The organism is Olleya namhaensis (assembly GCF_900114005.1).
Taxonomy (GTDB): Bacteria; Bacteroidota; Bacteroidia; order Flavobacteriales; family Flavobacteriaceae; genus Olleya; species Olleya namhaensis.
The window spans coordinates 1-18,592 of the sequence record NZ_FORM01000002.1 but is presented as its reverse complement, the minus strand read 5'-3'; the positions used below and the strand labels follow the sequence as shown (position 1 = coordinate 18,592).

Genomic DNA, 18,592 nt, shown 5'->3' with positions numbered 1-18,592 from the left:
CACAAAAATTTAAAGTATGAAGGTAAACACACAGGCAATTAATTTTAATGCCGATCCCCAATTATTAGAATTTATTCAAAAAAGAATGAATAAGTTAGAAACGTATTACGATAAGGTAATTCAGTCAGAAGTCTATCTAAAGGTCGAAAAGACTAGAAATAAACTAAATAAAGTTTTTGAAGCCAAGATAAATGTACCCGGAGATAGCTTTGTTGTTAAAAAACAATGTAAGACTTTTGAAGAGGGTGTAGACGGTGCTGTAGCCTCTTTAGAAAGGCAGTTAAAAAAGCGAAAACAAAAATTACAAGAAAATTTTAAAAATATTTCATAAAAATGTTTTGAATAATTAAATAAATCTATACATTTGCAGTCCGTTAGAAATAGCGGGCTTTTTTTAGAAGTAAAAAGAGATATAAAAGCCGATGTAGCTCAGCTGGCTAGAGCAGCTGATTTGTAATCAGCAGGTCGTGGGTTCGAGTCCCTCCATCGGCTCAAAATAAAGTTAAAATAAATTATAAATTATTTTAACTTTGTACAAGTTCTTTAATAGAGTGAAAAGTTTAAAATTGGGGAGATACTCAAGCGGCCAACGAGGGCAGACTGTAAATCTGCTGACTACGTCTTCGCAGGTTCGAATCCTGCTCTCCCCACTTTTTTTTAATTAGAAAAGTTAATTTTAGACGACAAAGGATTTTAAATAATTGCGAGAGTAGCTCAGTTGGTAGAGCGTCAGCCTTCCAAGCTGAATGTCGCCGGTTCGAACCCGGTCTCTCGCTCTAATATTTAAGCCGGTGTAGCTCAGGGGTAGAGCGTTTCCTTGGTAAGGAAGAGGTCACGGGTTCAATTCCCGTCATTGGCTCTGAATAAAGAATAAAAAATTAAGAATACACTAATATTATTATATAACTAAGATTAAATTATTAAAACATGGCAAAGGCAACTTTCGATCGTTCAAAACCACACTTAAATATTGGTACAATTGGACACGTAGATCACGGTAAAACAACTTTAACTGCTGCTATTACTAAAGTATTAGCTGATGCAGGTTTATCAGAAGCAAAATCTTTCGATCAGATTGATAACGCTCCAGAAGAAAAAGAAAGAGGTATTACAATTAATACATCACACGTAGAATATTCAACAGCAAATCGTCACTACGCACACGTAGATTGTCCAGGTCACGCCGATTACGTTAAGAACATGGTAACTGGTGCTGCACAAATGGATGGAGCTATTTTAGTAGTAGCTGCAACGGATGGTCCAATGCCACAAACTCGTGAGCACATCTTATTAGGTCGTCAGGTAGGTATCCCAAGAATCGTAGTATTCTTAAATAAAGTGGATATGGTTGATGATGAAGAGCTTTTAGAGTTAGTAGACATGGAGGTTAGAGAATTATTATCATTCTATGAGTATGATGGTGATAACGGACCTGTAGTTTCTGGTTCTGCATTAGGAGCTTTAAATGGTGAGCAAAAATGGGTTGATACAGTAATGGAATTAATGGCACAAGTTGATGCATGGATTGAAGAGCCAGTTCGTGATATGGACAAGCCTTTCTTAATGCCAATTGAAGATGTATTTTCTATTACAGGTCGTGGTACAGTAGCAACTGGACGTATCGAAACTGGTGTAGCTAATACTGGAGATCCAGTTGAGATCATTGGTATGGGTGCTGAAAAATTAACATCTACTATTACAGGAATTGAAATGTTCCGTCAAATATTAGATAGAGGAGAAGCTGGAGATAACGCTGGTATCTTATTAAGAGGAATTGAGAAGTCTCAAATCTCTAGAGGTATGGTTATTGTTAAGCCAGGTTCTGTAACACCACACGCTAAATTTAAAGCTGAGGTTTATATCCTTAAAAAAGAAGAAGGTGGACGTCACACTCCATTCCATAATAACTACCGTCCTCAGTTTTATGTTCGTACAACTGACGTAACAGGAAACATTGCGTTACCTGAAGGAGTAGAGATGGTTATGCCTGGAGATAACTTAACAATTCATGTTGAGTTAATCCAAAAGATCGCAATGAATGTTGGATTACGTTTCGCTATACGTGAAGGTGGTAGAACAGTTGGTGCAGGTCAGGTAACTGAAATTTTAGACTAATTTATAGTTTATAAAATATAAAGCTAAGACACTTCGTTCGCGTGGTGTCTTGGTTTTTATTTACGGGCGTAGCTCAGTTGGTAGAGCACTGGTCTCCAAAACCAGGTGTCGGGAGTTCGAGTCTCTCCGCCCGTGCAAATTGAGGTAAATGATAATAATTATCGTTTACCTCAAAATAGAATAAAGTAGTCCGCTCCATAGGAAGACATTTAAACAAAGACATATGGCTGGAATAGTAAACTATATAAAAGAATCATTTGGAGAATTAAAAAACAACGTAACATGGACACCTTGGTCTGAGGCGCAAAGTTTAACGATCCTAGTGGCTGTTTTTTCAATTATTTTCTCCTTAGCAATATGGGGGATTGATACTGTTTTTAGTAAAGTTATTAGTTTATACTTTAACCTTATAACAGGATAGATTATTATGGCTGAAGTTGGAGAAAAAAAATGGTACGTAGTTAGAGCTGTAAGTGGTCAAGAGAATAAAATCAAAACTTATATCGAGAACGAAATTTCAAGATTAGGTCTACAGGATTATGTAGAGCAGGTTTTAGTACCAACAGAAAATGTAGTGCAAATCCGTAATGGTAAAAAAGTAAACAAAGAAAAAGTTTACTTTAGTGGATACATTATGATTAAAGCTAACCTTACTGGAGAAGTGCCTCATATTATAAGATCAATAACTAACGTTATTGGTTTTTTAGGTGCTACAAAAGGTGGTGATCCTTTACCTTTAAGACAATCTGAAGTTAACAGAATGTTAGGTAAAGTAGATGAGTTATCTGTTGATGCGGACGTTAATGTTGCAATACCTTACACCAAAGGTGAAACAGTAAAAGTTATTGATGGACCTTTTAATGGTTTTGACGGTACTATAGAAAACATTAATGAAGAAAAGCGTAAGCTTGAAGTAATGGTTAAGATTTTCGGAAGAAAGACACCATTAGAACTAAGCTATATGCAAGTAGAAAAAATTTAATAATTGTTACAATAAAGCGTACTTCTTTTAGGCTTCCACTTAAAATAAGTACAAAACAAAAACATTCAAAATGGCAAAAGAATTAGGTAAAGTAGTTAAGCTACAAGTAAGGGGAGGTGCAGCGAATCCGTCGCCACCGGTTGGACCCGCTTTAGGTGCTGCTGGAGTAAATATCATGGAATTCTGTAAGCAATTTAATGCAAGAACCCAAGATAAAGCTGGTAAGGTTTTACCAGTTGTGATTTCGGTTTACAAAGACAAGTCTTTTGACTTTGTAATCAAAACACCTCCTGCTGCAGTACAATTATTAGAAGCGGCCAAAGTGAAGAAAGGTTCAGGTGAACCACACGTTAAAAAAGTAGCAAAAGTTTCTTGGGATCAAGTCAAAACTATTGCAGAAGATAAAATGGTAGATTTAAATGCATTTACAATTGAGTCTGCAATGAAGATGATTGCTGGTACTGCAAGATCTATGGGTATAACTGTTAAAGGTGGTGAAGCACCAAATTAACCTAAAAAGATTTTAAAAAATGGCAAGATTAACAAAGAAACAAAAAGAATCTGTAGCAAAAATTGAGAAGGATAGAGTATATTCTTTAAAAGATGCTTCAGCATTAGTAAAAGAAATAACTAATACAAAGTTTGACGCTTCTGTAGATTTAGCAATTCGTTTAGGGGTTGACCCAAGAAAAGCTAATCAAATGGTTAGAGGTGTAGTATCTCTTCCTCATGGTACAGGTAAGGACGTTAAAGTTTTAGCATTAGTAACTCCAGATAAAGAAGCAGAAGCTAAAGAAGCAGGTGCTGATTACGTTGGTTTAGATGAGTACCTTGATAAAATCAAGAGTGGTTGGACAGACGTTGATGTAATTATTACTATGCCTAGCGTTATGGGTAAACTAGGACCTTTAGGACGTGTATTAGGACCTCGTGGTTTAATGCCTAACCCTAAGACTGGTACTGTAACTATGGATGTAGCAAAAGCTGTAACTGAAGTTAAGGCTGGTAAAATTGACTTTAAAGTTGACAAAACTGGTATCGTTCATGCTTCAATTGCAAAGGCATCTTTTAGTGCTGATAAGATTGAGGAAAATGCAAATGAATTATTAACAACAATAATGAAACTTAAGCCAACTACAGCTAAGGGAGTTTATGTAAAAAGCATTTTTATGTCTTCTACAATGAGTCCAAGTATTGCTGTAGAAACTAAAATAGGTTAGTAGTTAAAAACTTTATATTATGACTAGAGAAGAAAAATCACAAGTAATTAAAGAATTAACTGTTCAATTAGCCGATAACTCTAATATCTACATAGCGGATATTTCTGGTTTAAATGCAGGAACTACTTCTGACTTACGTCGTGCTTGTTTTAAAGCAAACATACAGTTAGCTGTTGTTAAAAATACATTACTTGAAAAAGCAATGGAAGCTTCCGATAGAGATTTTGGAAACTTACCATCAATATTAAAGGGAAATACATCTGTGATGTATTCGGAAACTGGGAATGCTCCAGCTAAATTAATCAAAGCTTTCAGAAAAAAATCTGAGAAGCCTTTATTAAAGGGTGCTTTTATTGAAGAAGCGGTTTATTTAGGAGATGACCAATTAGATATGTTAGTAGACATCAAGTCTAGAGAAGAGTTAATTGGTGATATTGTAGGATTACTACAGTCTCCTGCTAAAAACGTTATCTCGGCTCTTAAATCAAGCGGTGGAACACTTTCAGGTATCTTAAAAACATTATCTCAAAAAGAGGGATAATTCAAACATTACGCACTTTTACAATTATATATTATTAAAAAATTAAAACGATAGAAAAATGGCAGATTTAAAAGATTTCGCAGAACAATTAGTTAACCTTACTGTTAAAGAAGTAAATGAGTTAGCTACTATTTTAAAAGATGAATATGGTATCGAGCCTGCTGCTGCTGCAGTAGCTGTTGCAGCTGGTCCAGCTGGAGGAGGAGATGCTGAAGAAGCTCAAACTGAATTTGATGTTATTTTAAAAGCAGCAGGTGCTTCTAAATTAGCAGTAGTAAAATTAGTTAAGGAATTAACTGGTTTAGGTTTAAAAGAAGCTAAAGGTTTAGTTGATGATGCACCAAGTGCAATCAAAGAAGCAGTTTCTAAAGATGAGGCAGAAGCTCTTAAAACTCAGTTAGAAGAGGCAGGAGCAGAGGTTGAGCTTAAGTAAGCTTACCAAATAATTTTACAAAGGTTTAGGTCTGGAGCATTCGCTTTAAGACCTAAACCATTTGTCGTATATAGTGATCAACTATATAAAATAATATTTTTTTTAATCAAAATTTCGTCCATTGATGTTAGTAACACAAGCTGAAAGATTAAATTTCTCGTCTATTGTAAATAGAACGGAATACCCAGATTTCATGGATATTCAGATTAAATCCTTTCAGGATTTTTTCCAGTTAGAAACAAAATCTGAAGAAAGAGGTGATGAAGGTCTTTATAACACCTTCATGGAAAACTTTCCAATTACAGACACACGTAATCAATTCGTTTTAGAATTTTTAGATTACTTTATTGATCCGCCGAGATATGCTATTGATGAGTGTATTGAAAGAGGACTAACCTATAGCGTTCCGCTTAAAGCAAGGTTAAAGTTATATTGTACAGACCCTGAACATGAGGATTTCGAGACCATTGTCCAGGATGTGTATTTAGGAACTATACCTTACATGACTCCATCTGGTACTTTTTGTATCAATGGTGCAGAACGTGTGGTAGTATCTCAATTGCATAGATCACCAGGTGTCTTTTTTGGTCAATCTTTCCATGCAAATGGAACCAAATTATATTCAGCTAGAGTTATTCCTTTTAAAGGATCGTGGATAGAATTCGCTACGGATATTAACCAAGTAATGTATGCGTACATTGATAGAAAAAAGAAGTTACCTGTAACAACTTTATTCAGAGCAATTGGTTTTGAACGTGATAAAGATATTTTAGAGATTTTTGATTTAGCCGAAGAGGTTAAAGTTTCAAAGTCTGGTCTTAAAAAAGTAATCGGTCGCAAACTTGCTGCACGTGTTTTAAATACATGGCATGAAGATTTCGTTGATGAAGATACTGGAGAAGTAGTATCTATTGAGCGTAACGAGATAGTATTAGATCGTGATACAGAATTAGATAAAGATAATATTGAAGAAATCCTTGACATTGATGTGAAAACTATTCTTTTACACAAAGAAAGTGCACAACAAGGAGATTACGCAATCATACATAATACACTTCAAAAGGATCCAACAAATTCTGAAAAAGAAGCTGTAGAACATATTTACCGTCAACTACGTAATGCTGAGCCGCCAGATGAGGAAACAGCACGTGGTATTATTGACAAATTATTCTTTAGTGATCAACGTTACTCTCTTGGAGAAGTAGGTCGTTATAGAATGAACAAGAAACTACAATTAGATATCGGAATGGATAAGCAGGTGCTTACCAAAGAAGATATCATTACTATAATCAAGTACTTAATCGAGCTGATTAATTCTAAAGCAGAGATTGATGATATTGATCACTTATCTAACCGTCGTGTTCGTACAGTTGGAGAGCAATTATCTTCTCAGTTTGGTGTTGGTTTAGCACGTATGGCACGTACTATCCGTGAGCGTATGAACGTTCGTGATAATGAAGTGTTTACTCCTATTGACTTAATTAATGCTAAGACGTTATCGTCTGTTATTAATTCTTTCTTTGGTACAAACCAATTATCTCAATTTATGGATCAAACCAATCCTCTTGCTGAAATTACGCACAAGCGTCGTTTATCTGCACTAGGACCAGGTGGTTTATCTAGAGAAAGAGCTGGTTTCGAAGTACGTGATGTTCACTATACTCACTACGGAAGACTTTGTCCAATTGAAACTCCTGAGGGACCAAACATTGGATTAATTTCATCTTTATCTGTATATGCTAAAGTGAATTCTATGGGATTCATTGAGACACCTTATAGAAAAGTTACTGATGGGGTTGTGGATATTAAAGGAGATCCAATTTATTTAAGTGCAGAAGAAGAAGAAGACAAATTAATCGCTCAAGCAACTGTTAAAGTTGATGAGAATGGTAAGATTTTACACGATAAGGTAATTGCACGTATGGAAGGTGACTTCCCAGTAATGGATCCAAAAGATATCCATTATACTGATGTTGCACCAAATCAAATTTCGTCTATATCAGCATCTTTAATTCCATTCTTGGAACATGATGATGCCAACCGTGCATTGATGGGATCAAACATGATGCGTCAAGCGGTACCATTATTACGTCCTCAAGCACCAATTGTTGGTACTGGATTAGAGAGACAAGTTGCTTCAGATTCTCGTGTATTAATTAATGCAGAAGGAGAAGGTGTTGTACAGTATGTCGATGCTAATGAGATTGTAATTAAATATGAAAGAACTGATGACGAGGCTAAAGTTAGTTTTGATAGTGATATCAAGTCTTACGCTTTAGTTAAGTTTAGAAAGACTAATCAAGGTACTTCAATTAACTTAACACCTATCGTTAAGAAAGGTGATAAGGTATCAAAGGGGCAAGTGTTATCTGAAGGTTATGCAACTCAAAAGGGTGAATTAGCTTTAGGTAGAAACATGAAAGTAGCCTTTATGCCTTGGAAAGGGTATAACTTTGAGGATGCAATTGTAATCTCTGAGAAAGTTGTACGTGAAGATATCTTTACTTCTATTCATATTGACGAGTATTCTCTTGACGTTAGAGATACTAAATTAGGTAACGAAGAATTAACTAACGATATTCCTAACGTTTCTGAAGAGGCTACTAAAGACCTTGATGAAAACGGTATGATTCGTATTGGTGCTGAAGTTAAACCTGGTGATATATTAATTGGTAAGATTACACCAAAAGGAGAATCTGATCCAACTCCAGAAGAAAAATTATTACGTGCTATCTTTGGTGACAAGGCTGGAGATGTAAAAGATGCTTCATTAAAGGCATCACCTTCTTTACATGGTGTTGTTATTAATAAAAAATTATTTTCTAGAGCAGTAAAGGATAAACGTAAGAGAGCTCAGGATAAAGAAGATATTAATAAATTAGAGAATTTATACTACACTAAGTTTGACGAATTACAAAGTGTATTAGTTGAAAAACTTTTTACAATTGTAAACGGAAAAACGTCTCAAGGTATTTTCAATGATTTAGGAGAAGAAGTTTTACCAAAAGGTAAGAAATTTACTCTAAAAATGTTAAATGCTGTTGATGATTATACTCACTTAACTGGTGGTACATGGACAACAGATGATCATACTAATAAGTTAGTAGCTGATTTAATTCATAACTACAAGATTAAAGAAAACGATTTACAAGGGTCTTTAAGACGTGAAAAGTTTACTATTTCTGTAGGGGATGAGTTGCCAGCAGGTATTATTAAGTTAGCTAAGGTTTATATCGCTAAAAAACGTAAGTTAAAAGTTGGTGATAAAATGGCGGGACGACATGGTAACAAAGGTATTGTTGCACGTATTGTACGTCAAGAGGATATGCCTTTCTTAGAAGACGGAACTCCTGTAGATATCGTATTAAATCCATTAGGTGTACCATCTCGTATGAACATTGGACAAATATATGAAACAGTTTTAGGATGGGCTGGACAAGATTTAGGTCGTACTTATGCAACACCAATTTTTGATGGTGCTACAATTGATCAGATTAACGAATTAACTGATGAAGCTGGAATTCCTAGATATGGTCATACATATCTTTATGATGGTGGAACTGGTGACCGTTTTGATCAACCTGCAACAGTAGGTGTTATTTACATGCTTAAATTAGGGCATATGGTAGATGACAAGATGCACGCACGTTCTATCGGACCTTACTCACTAATTACGCAACAACCTTTAGGAGGTAAAGCGCAATTTGGAGGTCAGCGTTTTGGAGAAATGGAAGTTTGGGCACTTGAGGCTTACGGAGCATCTGCAACGTTAAGAGAAATCTTAACTGTAAAATCTGATGACGTAGTTGGTAGAGCTAAAACTTACGAAGCTATCGTTAAAGGAGAGCCAATGCCAGAACCTGGATTACCAGAATCTTTCAACGTTTTAATGCACGAATTGAAAGGATTAGGATTAGACATTAGATTAGAAGAATAATTTTAAGTGAGTCGAGCAGTCTGTAAATTAATTTTACGGACTGCTTTACAAACTGAACACTATAAGAATTATGGCAAAAAAACAAGATAAGAATACAGTACAGAGATTTAATAAAATCTCTATTGGTTTAGCATCACCAGAATCTATTTTAGCAGAATCTAGAGGTGAAGTTTTAAAACCAGAAACTATCAATTATCGTACACATAAACCAGAACGTGATGGTTTATTCTGTGAGCGTATTTTTGGTCCTGTAAAGGATTATGAATGTGCTTGTGGTAAATATAAGCGTATTAGATATAAAGGTATTGTTTGCGACCGTTGTGGAGTTGAAGTTACTGAAAAGAAAGTACGCCGTGATAGAGTAGGACACATTAACTTAGTTGTGCCTGTTGCTCATATCTGGTATTTCCGTTCTTTACCAAACAAAATTGGTTACATATTAGGTTTACCGTCTAAGAAATTAGACATGATTATTTATTACGAGCGTTATGTAGTAATACAAGCTGGTAATGCTAAGAATGAAGAAGGAGAGCCTTTACAAAAATTAGACTTTTTAACTGAAGAGGAATATCTAAACATATTAGAAACACTTCCTCAAGATAATCAATATTTAGATGACACAGATCCTAGCAAATTTATTGCTAAAATGGGAGCTGAGTGTTTAATTGACTTATTGTCAAGAATTGATTTAGATACATTATCATACGAGTTACGTCACAAAGCAAATACTGAAACGTCTAAACAACGTAAAACAGAAGCTTTAAAACGTCTACAAGTAGTTGAAGCTTTACGTGAATCTAATGAGCACAGAGAGAATCGTCCTGAATGGATGATCATGAAAGTAGTGCCAATTATACCACCAGAATTAAGACCTTTAGTGCCTTTAGATGGTGGACGTTTTGCAACTTCAGATTTAAATGATTTATACCGTCGTGTAATTATCCGTAATAACCGTCTTAAAAGATTGGTTGAGATAAAAGCACCGGAAGTTATTTTACGTAACGAAAAACGTATGTTACAAGAATCTGTAGATTCTTTATTTGATAACACACGTAAATCATCTGCTGTTAAAACTGATTCTAACAGACCATTAAAATCATTATCAGATTCACTTAAAGGTAAGCAGGGACGTTTCCGTCAAAACTTACTTGGTAAGCGTGTCGATTATTCTGCACGTTCTGTAATTGTTGTTGGACCAGAACTTAGATTATTTGAGTGTGGTTTACCTAAAAACATGGCTGCAGAATTATACAAGCCTTTTGTAATTAGAAAATTAATTGAAAGAGGTATTGTAAAGACAGTTAAGTCTGCGAAGAAAATTATAGATAAAAGAGAACCAGTTGTTTGGGATATTTTAGAAAATGTTTTAAAAGGACATCCAGTACTTTTAAACCGTGCTCCTACATTACACAGACTTGGTATACAAGCATTCCAACCTAAATTAATTGAAGGTAAAGCAATTCAATTACACCCATTAGCATGTGCGGCATTTAACGCCGATTTTGATGGAGATCAAATGGCTGTGCATTTACCATTAGGACCTGAAGCTATATTAGAGTGTCAAATGTTAATGTTAGCATCTCATAATATCTTAAACCCTGCAAATGGTGCTCCAGTTACTGTACCTTCTCAGGATATGGTACTTGGACTATATTACATGACTAAGCACAGATTATCTACTCCTGAAGTTCCTGTAAGAGGTGAAGGATTAACATTTTACTCTGCAGAGGAAGTAACTATTGCTTACAATGAAAAGAGAGTTGAATTAAACGCAGGAATTAAAGTTAGAACAATGGACTTTAATGACGCTGGCGAATTAGTACTTCAAGTAATTGAAACTACTGTTGGTCGTGTTTTATTTAACGAAAAAGTACCAGCAGCAGCAGGTTATATCAATGAAGTATTAACCAAGAAGTCTTTAAGAGATATTATTGGTAATATTTTAAAAGTAACTAGTGTACCTGAAACTGCAGATTTCTTAGATGAAATTAAAACTTTAGGATATTACTTCGCATTTAAAGGAGGGTTATCATTTAGTTTAGGAGATATTATTATCCCGCCAGAAAAGCAATCTATGATTGATGCTGCCAACGAAAAAGTTGATGGTGTTACTGGTAACTATAACATGGGATTAATTACAAATAACGAACGTTACAACCAGGTTATTGATATTTGGACATCTACGAATGCTGAATTGACAGAATTGTCAATGAAACGTATTAGAGAAGATCAACAAGGATTTAACTCGGTATATATGATGCTTGATTCTGGAGCCCGTGGATCTAAAGAACAGATTCGTCAGCTTACAGGTATGCGTGGATTAATGGCTAAGCCTAAAAAATCTACTGCAGGAGGTGGATCTATTATTGAAAATCCGATTTTATCTAACTTTAAGGAAGGTCTTTCAATTTTAGAGTACTTTATATCAACTCACGGTGCGCGTAAAGGACTTGCCGATACTGCACTTAAAACTGCCGATGCAGGTTACTTAACACGTCGTTTAGTAGACGTTTCTCAAGATGTTATTGTTAACAGTGAAGACTGTGGTACATTAAGAGGTGTAGAGGTTTCTGCACTTAAGAAAAATGATGAAGTTGTTGAGAAATTAGAAGCACGTATTGTAGGTCGTATTTCATTAAATGATGTATATGATCCATTAAGTGAAGAAGTTTTAGCTGAAGCTGGTCAATTAATTGACGAAGTAGTAGCAGCTAGGATTGAAAATTCACCAATAGAAACAGTGGAAGTACGTTCTCCATTATCTTGTGAAGCTAAAAAAGGGATCTGTGCACAATGTTATGGTCGTAATTTAGCTACTAACAAAATGGTGCAACGTGGTGAAGCAGTTGGTGTTGTAGCAGCGCAATCTATTGGAGAGCCTGGTACACAGTTAACACTTCGTACGTTCCACGTTGGAGGTATTGCAGGTAACATTTCTGAAGAAAACAAACTTGCAGTTAAATTTGACGGTATTGCAGAAATTGAAGATTTAAAAACTGTAAAAGGTACTGATAACGATGGTAACGCAGCTGATGTTGTTATTTCTCGTACATCAGAAATTAAATTAGTAGATAAGAAAACTGGAATTACTTTAAGTACTAACAATATCCCTTATGGATCTCATATTTTAGTTAAAGACGGAGATGCATTAAAAGCTGGTGATGTTGTTTGTTCTTGGGATCCATATAACGGAGTTATTGTTTCTGAATTTGCTGGAAAAGTGAGATATGAAAATATCGAACAAGGTATTACTTATCAAGTAGAGATTGATGAGCAGACAGGTTTCCAAGAAAAGGTAATTTCAGAGTCTAGAAACAAAAAAATAATACCAACACTTATTGTTGAAGATGGTAAAGGTGAAGCAATTCGTTCTTACAATTTACCAGTAGGGGCCCACATTATGATTGATGATGGAGAAAAAATTAAGGTTGGTAAGATCTTAGTTAAAATTCCTCGTAAATCATCTAAAGCTGGGGATATTACAGGAGGTTTACCACGTGTAACAGAATTGTTTGAAGCACGTAACCCTTCTAACCCTGCAGTTGTTAGTGCAATTGATGGTGTTGTATCTTTTGGTAAAATTAAGAGAGGTAATCGTGAGATTATTGTAGAATCTAAATTAGGTGAAATCAAAAAGTATTTAGTTAAGTTATCTAGCCAGATTTTAGTGCAAGAAAATGACTTTATTAAAGCTGGTATGCCTTTATCTGATGGTTCTGTAACACCAAACGATATCCTTAATATAAAAGGACCATCTGCAGTACAACAATACTTAGTTAACGAGGTGCAGGAAGTATATCGTTTACAAGGTGTAAAAATTAATGATAAGCATTTTGAAGTTGTTGTAAGACAAATGATGCGTAAAGTAAGAATTATTGATTCAGGAGATACTATTTTCTTAGAGGATCAATTAGCTCATAAATCTGATTTTATTGAAGAAAATGATAACATTTTTGGAATGAAAGTGGTTGAAAACGCAGGAGATTCGTCTACACTAAAGGAAGGACAGATTATATCTGCTTTCCAATTAAGAGATGAAAATTCAATCTTACGTCGCGAAGACAAGCAACTTGTAGTAGGAAGAGATGCACAGCCGGCAACAGCTACGCCAATCTTACAAGGTATTACAAGAGCATCATTACAGACTAAATCGTTTATATCTGCAGCTTCTTTCCAAGAAACTACTAAAGTATTAAACGAAGCAGCAGTAGCTGGTAAAGTTGATCATCTTGAAGGTCTTAAGGAGAATGTAATTGTAGGACATCGTATACCAGCAGGTACAGGTATGAGAGCTTACGAAAACATAATTGTTGGATCTAAAGAAGAATTTGATCAAATGATGAAAGCTAAACAAGAAGTTAATTATAACTAATTGTTAGACTTAAATGTATAGATTAATTTCTAAATTATAATAATTAAAAGAATCCTGCAGTAATGCGGGATTCTTTGTTTAAAAAAATAAGAGAATGGCTGATAGCAATGATAATAAACCAAAACAAGGACAAATAAATATTGAGTTAGACGAGAAAATCGCGGAAGGGATTTATTCTAACTTAGCAATAATTAATCACTCAGTATCTGAGTTTGTTGTTGATTTTGTTAGTATAATGCCTGGTACTCCAAAAAGCAAAGTGAAGTCAAGAATTATATTGACACCACAGCACGCTAAACGACTTTTAAAAGCATTAGGAGAAAATGTTCAGAGATTTGAAAAAGCACATGGCGAAATTAAGGATTATGAACAACCACCAATTCCTTTAAATTTTGGACCAACTGGTCAAGCATAAAAAAAGCCTTTTTACAATTAAGTAAAAAGGCTTTTTTTGTAGGTATGATTTGGTATAAGTAAAAATTATAATTTTTATAAATAAAATAATTTTAAACTATATATCTCGAGTAATCTAGTTCTTTAAACTGGTGTTTAAGCGATTTTCGAGTAAAATCAAACATAGTAGCTATCGATTGTTAATTTGTTTGTTAAATACTATTTAAAATCGATATTTATTATTCAAATTCAGATACGTAGTGAAATTTAATGCTAGGATATTTTTGTTGTGTCATTTGTAAAGAAAAAGGCGAGTCTGCTAAAAATACTAACTGGCCCCTTTTGTCTTTTGCTAAATAGCGTTGTTTTACTCTTAAAAATTCCTTGTACTCGTTATTTTTCTTATCATCAGGGTCTACCCAACACGCTTTGTATACATTTAAATTTTCATAAGTACATTTTGCACCATATTCGTGTTCTAATCTATACTGTATAACTTCATATTGTAAAGCTCCTACAGTTCCAATTACTTTTCTACCATTCAATTCTAATGTAAATAATTGCGCAACACCTTCGTCCATTAGTTGGTCTATACCTTTGTTTAATTGTTTAGATTTTAATGGGTCAGCATTGTTTATGTACCTAAAATGTTCTGGAGAAAAACTCGGGACACCTTTGTAATTTAATATTTCACCTTCTGTTAGTGTATCTCCAATCTTGAATGTACCCGTATCTTGTAAACCAACGATATCACCAGGATAAGAGATGTCTACAATTTCTTTTTTCTCAGCAAAAAAAGCATTCGGGCTTGAAAATTTTACTTTTTTATTATGTCTTACGTGCAGATATTGTGTGTTTCTTTTAAATTCACCAGATACAATCTTAACAAACGCTAATCTGTTTCTGTGATTGGGATCCATGTTTGCATGTATCTTAAATACAAATCCCGAAAATTTATCTTCTTCAGGTTTAACTAAACGTTCTTCACTCTGTTTAGCACGAGGTTTAGGCGCTATTTCTACAAAACAATCTAGTAATTCTCTTACTCCAAAACTGTTTAGTGCAGAGCCAAAAAATACAGGTTGTAATTCCCCTTTAAGGTAGTCTTCATTACTAAATTTAGGATAGATACCTTCTACTAGTTCTATCTCTTCTCGTAGAGTTTCAGCAGCTTTATCACCTATAAGCTTTGTTAGTTCGCTTGAGTTTAAATCATTGATTTCAATGGTATCTTCAATATTTTTTCTACTATCACCACTAAATAGATTTATGTTTTTCTCCCAAATATTGTAAATACCTTTAAAGTCATACCCCATACCAATAGGGAAACTTAAAGGCGTTACTTTTAACTTTAATTTTTGTTCTATTTCGTCTAATAATTCGAATGCATCTTTACCTTCTCTATCCATTTTATTAATAAAGACAATCATAGGTATGTTACGCATACGGCATACTTCTACTAATTTTTCTGTTTGTTCCTCAACTCCTTTAGCGACGTCAATAACAACAATAACACTATCTACAGCAGTTAATGTTCTAAAAGTATCTTCAGCAAAATCCTTGTGACCTGGCGTATCTAGAATATTTATTTTAATGCCATCATATTCAAATGCAAGTACAGAAGTAGCTACAGATATACCACGTTGGCGTTCTATCTCCATAAAATCACTGGTTGCCCCTTTCTTTATTTTATTGCTTTTTACTGCTCCAGCTTCATTAATAGCACCTCCAAAAAGTAATAGTTTTTCTGTAAGTGTCGTTTTACCGGCATCTGGATGCGATATAATTCCAAAGGTTCTTCTTCTTTTTATTTCGTCTAAGAATTTCATCAAATAAATTTTTACAAATATAGATGTATCGGCTTTAACGTCCTATACTCAAAATCATTTATTGCGATTTTCATGCTTTATTTTTTTTGTGTAGTTTATCTATGTTTCTTCTTGTTAAATCGGGATTTGATGTGATATTCTTATTTATGATTTTTTTTATCGATGATATTTGTTTTTAATCGTGTTTCTTGTCGTTTTATCGTTAATTTTATTGAACATTTTTAAATCAATTTGAACCAATAAAACAGCTCTTTAACGAAAATTAACACTTTATAGCGTGTAATTAAATCAATAAAGTCTTTTAGTATTTACATTTGTTTCCAATGTGGTTAAAACCTCATTTGAAAGTATTATCCCAAAAAAAATTGATTATAAAATAATTTTACCCGCAACAACATGAAAATCTTTACTCGATTCTCTAAAGTAAAAGCACTTAGTTTTTTAGTGTTTACTTTATTTTCCTTTTCTAGTCTGTTTTCGCAGACTAATGCACCAAGTATTCAAAGTGGTGTTTCTTTTCAGTGGAGTGATGTGCAAACAACACTTAATGATCCTGCTACAATTCAGAGCATAACTGTTGATAACCGAGTTTTTGTAAACTTTGGTAGTCCTCAGGGTTATGCTATGACTCAGGTAGGTACAACTGGAGGAGATGCAGCAAATAGAGTTAGAGAGAATAATACTCTCGTAGAAACTACTAGTGCTAGTCCAACCTGGAATGCGTCAGCTCTGGCAGCGTTTCAGGATAAAAACTTGAATCACTTTTTTGAAGCAAGTAATAATGGGCAAGCTATTTGCGATAATTTTACAGCAGTTCAAACAACGTTAGTTGCTCAAAAGCAAACGTTTTCTTATTCTCCTGGAATACCAAGTACTTCTGGAAGTATTATTGCGATTACAGAACGTAATGCAAATAATTGTTATCATATTGAGTTTTTTGGTACGCCAGTAGGTGGAGGTGCTAATCAATCTTTAGGTTCTACATTTGTTAATCCTCAAGGTGGAGTATGGTACGGACATGGTGGTACAGGAACTAGTTCTAGTTTTGGTACAGTAGGTACAGTAACGGCTCCAACTGGTGCTGCTGATTATTGGTTAAGTGATAGAGTGGTTGTAACTAATGGTGGTACTATAGGTATCGCTCTTTTTTACGTTAATGATATTGCCCCTCAAGGATCTATTATTACAGATGTAAGAATTACTGCTACAAGTAGTGATCACGGTGATGGAAAATTATTTATTTTTTCTTTACCAGATGAAGATGGTGATGGTTTTAGTGATATTGATGATTTAGATGATGATGATGATGGTATTTTAGATATTGATGAAGCTAACGGTTTTTCTCCGAGTTATGATGAAGATGGAGACGGTATTCCTAACTGGAATGATACAGTAGATAATGGTACAGGAGATGGAAGCTTAACAAATTATGTTGATGCCAATGGAGATGGTGTTCCAGATGTTTACGATTTTGATGGTGACGGAATCCCTAACCATTTAGATTACGATTCTGATAACGATGGTTGTTTTGATGCTTTAGAAGGTGGTGATGCTATAGTTATAGGTGAAGTTTTAGCTAATGGTAAATTAGATGGAACTATTGATGCTGTAACTGGTGTGCCAGATAATGTAGATACTACATCGGGTCAAACGGTTGGAACATCTCAAGATGATACTGCTTTTGATACTAATGGACAATGTGATAGAGATAACGATGGAGTTTTAGACGGTAGTGATATTTGTCAAGGATCGGATGATACTGTTGATACGGATAATGATGGTGTGCCTAATGGTTGTGATTTAGATAATGATAATGATGGTATTTTAGATGCAAATGAAGGCGCTTGTGCTTCTCAAGTTTTATCTGGAACATGGGTTATTGTTGGTAATACAGCTTCTTATGATTTTGGAAACGGAATTATTGCTCAAGTAACTACTGATAATCCTACTAGCCCTAGTGATTTTGTGTTTGCTCCAGGGACTTTTTCTAACGGTTCATTTTGGACAGAAAACTTAGCAGGGGCAGCATCACTACAAAACAGTTATGTATGGGATAGAACATTAACTGTTAATTATGTAGATGCTTTAGGTGACCCAGTTACAGTTACTAATCCAATAATTTATTTAGATAGAGTTGGTGGTACTGATGGCGTTACAACACAAAATACTGCAATTGTAACATTACAAAACGGTTTAACATGGACTACTTTATCAGGGACGTCTGATTTTAGTACAACAGCAACTACCGTTTTTGATTCAGGAAATAATACAGATGCTGATTTAGCACATACCCAAGAAGCAACTCAGAACGATGCTGACGGAACAGCTGCAGGTACAATGCAAATTAATGGAGAAGTTTCAACTTTTACTTTACAATTTGTACAAGGTGGTTTATTTGGAACAGGTACGGATGGTATCGAATTTATATTATCGGCATGTAAAAGTTTAGATACAGACGATGATGGAACTCCAGACTATTTAGATAATGATAGTGATGATGATGGTTGTCCTGATTCAATTGAAGGAGGAGATACTATTGATTTTTCTAGTGTTGATGCTTCAACAGGAGAATTGACAGGTGATGTTAATACAACAACAGGTGTGCCGGATGATGTAAACACTACAATTGGTCAAACAGTTGGGGATGCTACTAACGATGCAGTAAATGCTTGCTTAGGAAGTGTAAGCGGAACAATCGTAGATGAGAATGGCGATCCTGTATCAGGAATCGTAGTAACATTAGATGATGGCGATGCAGCAACAGTTGATC

General features: G+C 34.6%; 12 protein-coding genes, 5 tRNA genes and 1 pseudogene. 17 read left to right on the top strand and 1 reads right to left on the bottom strand.

What is annotated here, in order from left to right; translation table 11 throughout:
- The first annotated feature begins 16 nt into the window (after positions 1-16).
- From hpf to BMZ09_RS03050, 16 genes are all read left to right on the top strand, one after another.
- A complete protein-coding gene (gene hpf, locus BMZ09_RS03125) occupies positions 17-331 on the top strand; it encodes a ribosome hibernation-promoting factor, HPF/YfiA family (protein WP_090837420.1) in 315 nt (104 codons plus the stop codon).
- A gap of 87 nt (positions 332-418) precedes the next feature.
- Positions 419-492 (top strand) — tRNA-Thr (locus tag BMZ09_RS03120).
- Positions 493-568: 76 nt separating this feature from the next.
- Positions 569-650: transfer RNA gene (locus BMZ09_RS03115), tRNA-Tyr, on the top strand.
- 53 nt (positions 651-703) lie between these two features.
- A tRNA-Gly gene (locus tag BMZ09_RS03110) sits at positions 704-776 on the top strand.
- Positions 777-787: 11 nt separating this feature from the next.
- Positions 788-859: transfer RNA gene (locus BMZ09_RS03105), tRNA-Thr, on the top strand.
- A 68-nt stretch (positions 860-927) separates the two neighbouring features.
- Positions 928-2,115 carry an elongation factor Tu gene (tuf, locus tag BMZ09_RS03100; protein WP_090837418.1) on the top strand — a complete coding sequence of 396 codons (1,188 nt, stop codon included), beginning with the start codon at positions 928-930 and terminating at the stop codon, positions 2,113-2,115.
- A gap of 62 nt (positions 2,116-2,177) precedes the next feature.
- A tRNA-Trp gene (locus BMZ09_RS03095) sits at positions 2,178-2,250 on the top strand.
- An 88-nt stretch (positions 2,251-2,338) separates the two neighbouring features.
- The gene (gene secE, locus BMZ09_RS03090; protein ID WP_028290299.1) at positions 2,339-2,536 is read left to right on the top strand and encodes a preprotein translocase subunit SecE; all 198 of its coding nucleotides are present in this window, start codon (positions 2,339-2,341) and stop codon (positions 2,534-2,536) included.
- Positions 2,537-2,542: 6 nt separating this feature from the next.
- Positions 2,543-3,097: a transcription termination/antitermination protein NusG gene (nusG, locus tag BMZ09_RS03085; RefSeq protein ID WP_090837417.1), complete on the top strand. Its 555-nt coding sequence runs from the start codon at positions 2,543-2,545 to the stop codon at positions 3,095-3,097.
- A 70-nt stretch (positions 3,098-3,167) separates the two neighbouring features.
- Positions 3,168-3,608: a 50S ribosomal protein L11 gene (gene rplK, locus BMZ09_RS03080; RefSeq protein ID WP_090837416.1), complete on the top strand. Its 441-nt coding sequence runs from the start codon at positions 3,168-3,170 to the stop codon at positions 3,606-3,608.
- Between the two features lie 19 nt (positions 3,609-3,627).
- Complete coding sequence (gene rplA, locus BMZ09_RS03075; protein ID WP_090837415.1) at positions 3,628-4,317, top strand: 50S ribosomal protein L1; 690 nt, start codon at positions 3,628-3,630, stop codon at positions 4,315-4,317.
- 19 nt (positions 4,318-4,336) lie between these two features.
- Entirely contained in the window at positions 4,337-4,858 is a 522-nt protein-coding gene (gene rplJ, locus BMZ09_RS03070; RefSeq protein WP_090837413.1) for a 50S ribosomal protein L10, read from the top strand.
- A 58-nt stretch (positions 4,859-4,916) separates the two neighbouring features.
- Complete coding sequence (gene rplL, locus BMZ09_RS03065) at positions 4,917-5,291, top strand: 50S ribosomal protein L7/L12 (protein ID WP_090837410.1); 375 nt, start codon at positions 4,917-4,919, stop codon at positions 5,289-5,291.
- Between the two features lie 124 nt (positions 5,292-5,415).
- Positions 5,416-9,228, top strand: coding sequence for a DNA-directed RNA polymerase subunit beta (gene rpoB / locus BMZ09_RS03060; protein ID WP_090837408.1), 3,813 nt, complete (start codon positions 5,416-5,418; stop codon positions 9,226-9,228).
- A 70-nt stretch (positions 9,229-9,298) separates the two neighbouring features.
- A complete protein-coding gene (gene rpoC / locus BMZ09_RS03055) occupies positions 9,299-13,600 on the top strand; it encodes a DNA-directed RNA polymerase subunit beta' (protein ID WP_090837405.1) in 4,302 nt (1,433 codons plus the stop codon).
- Positions 13,601-13,694: 94 nt separating this feature from the next.
- Entirely contained in the window at positions 13,695-14,015 is a 321-nt protein-coding gene (locus tag BMZ09_RS03050; RefSeq protein ID WP_090837402.1) for a DUF3467 domain-containing protein, read from the top strand.
- 217 nt (positions 14,016-14,232) lie between these two features.
- Here the strand turns inward: BMZ09_RS03050 and BMZ09_RS03045 are convergent, their stop codons facing one another.
- A complete protein-coding gene (locus BMZ09_RS03045) occupies positions 14,233-15,822 on the bottom strand; it encodes a peptide chain release factor 3 (RefSeq protein WP_090837400.1) in 1,590 nt (529 codons plus the stop codon).
- Positions 15,823-16,218: 396 nt separating this feature from the next.
- Between BMZ09_RS03045 and BMZ09_RS03040 the strand changes: the two are divergent.
- Positions 16,219-18,592, top strand: a pseudogene (locus BMZ09_RS03040) (hypothetical protein); the annotation flags it as partial.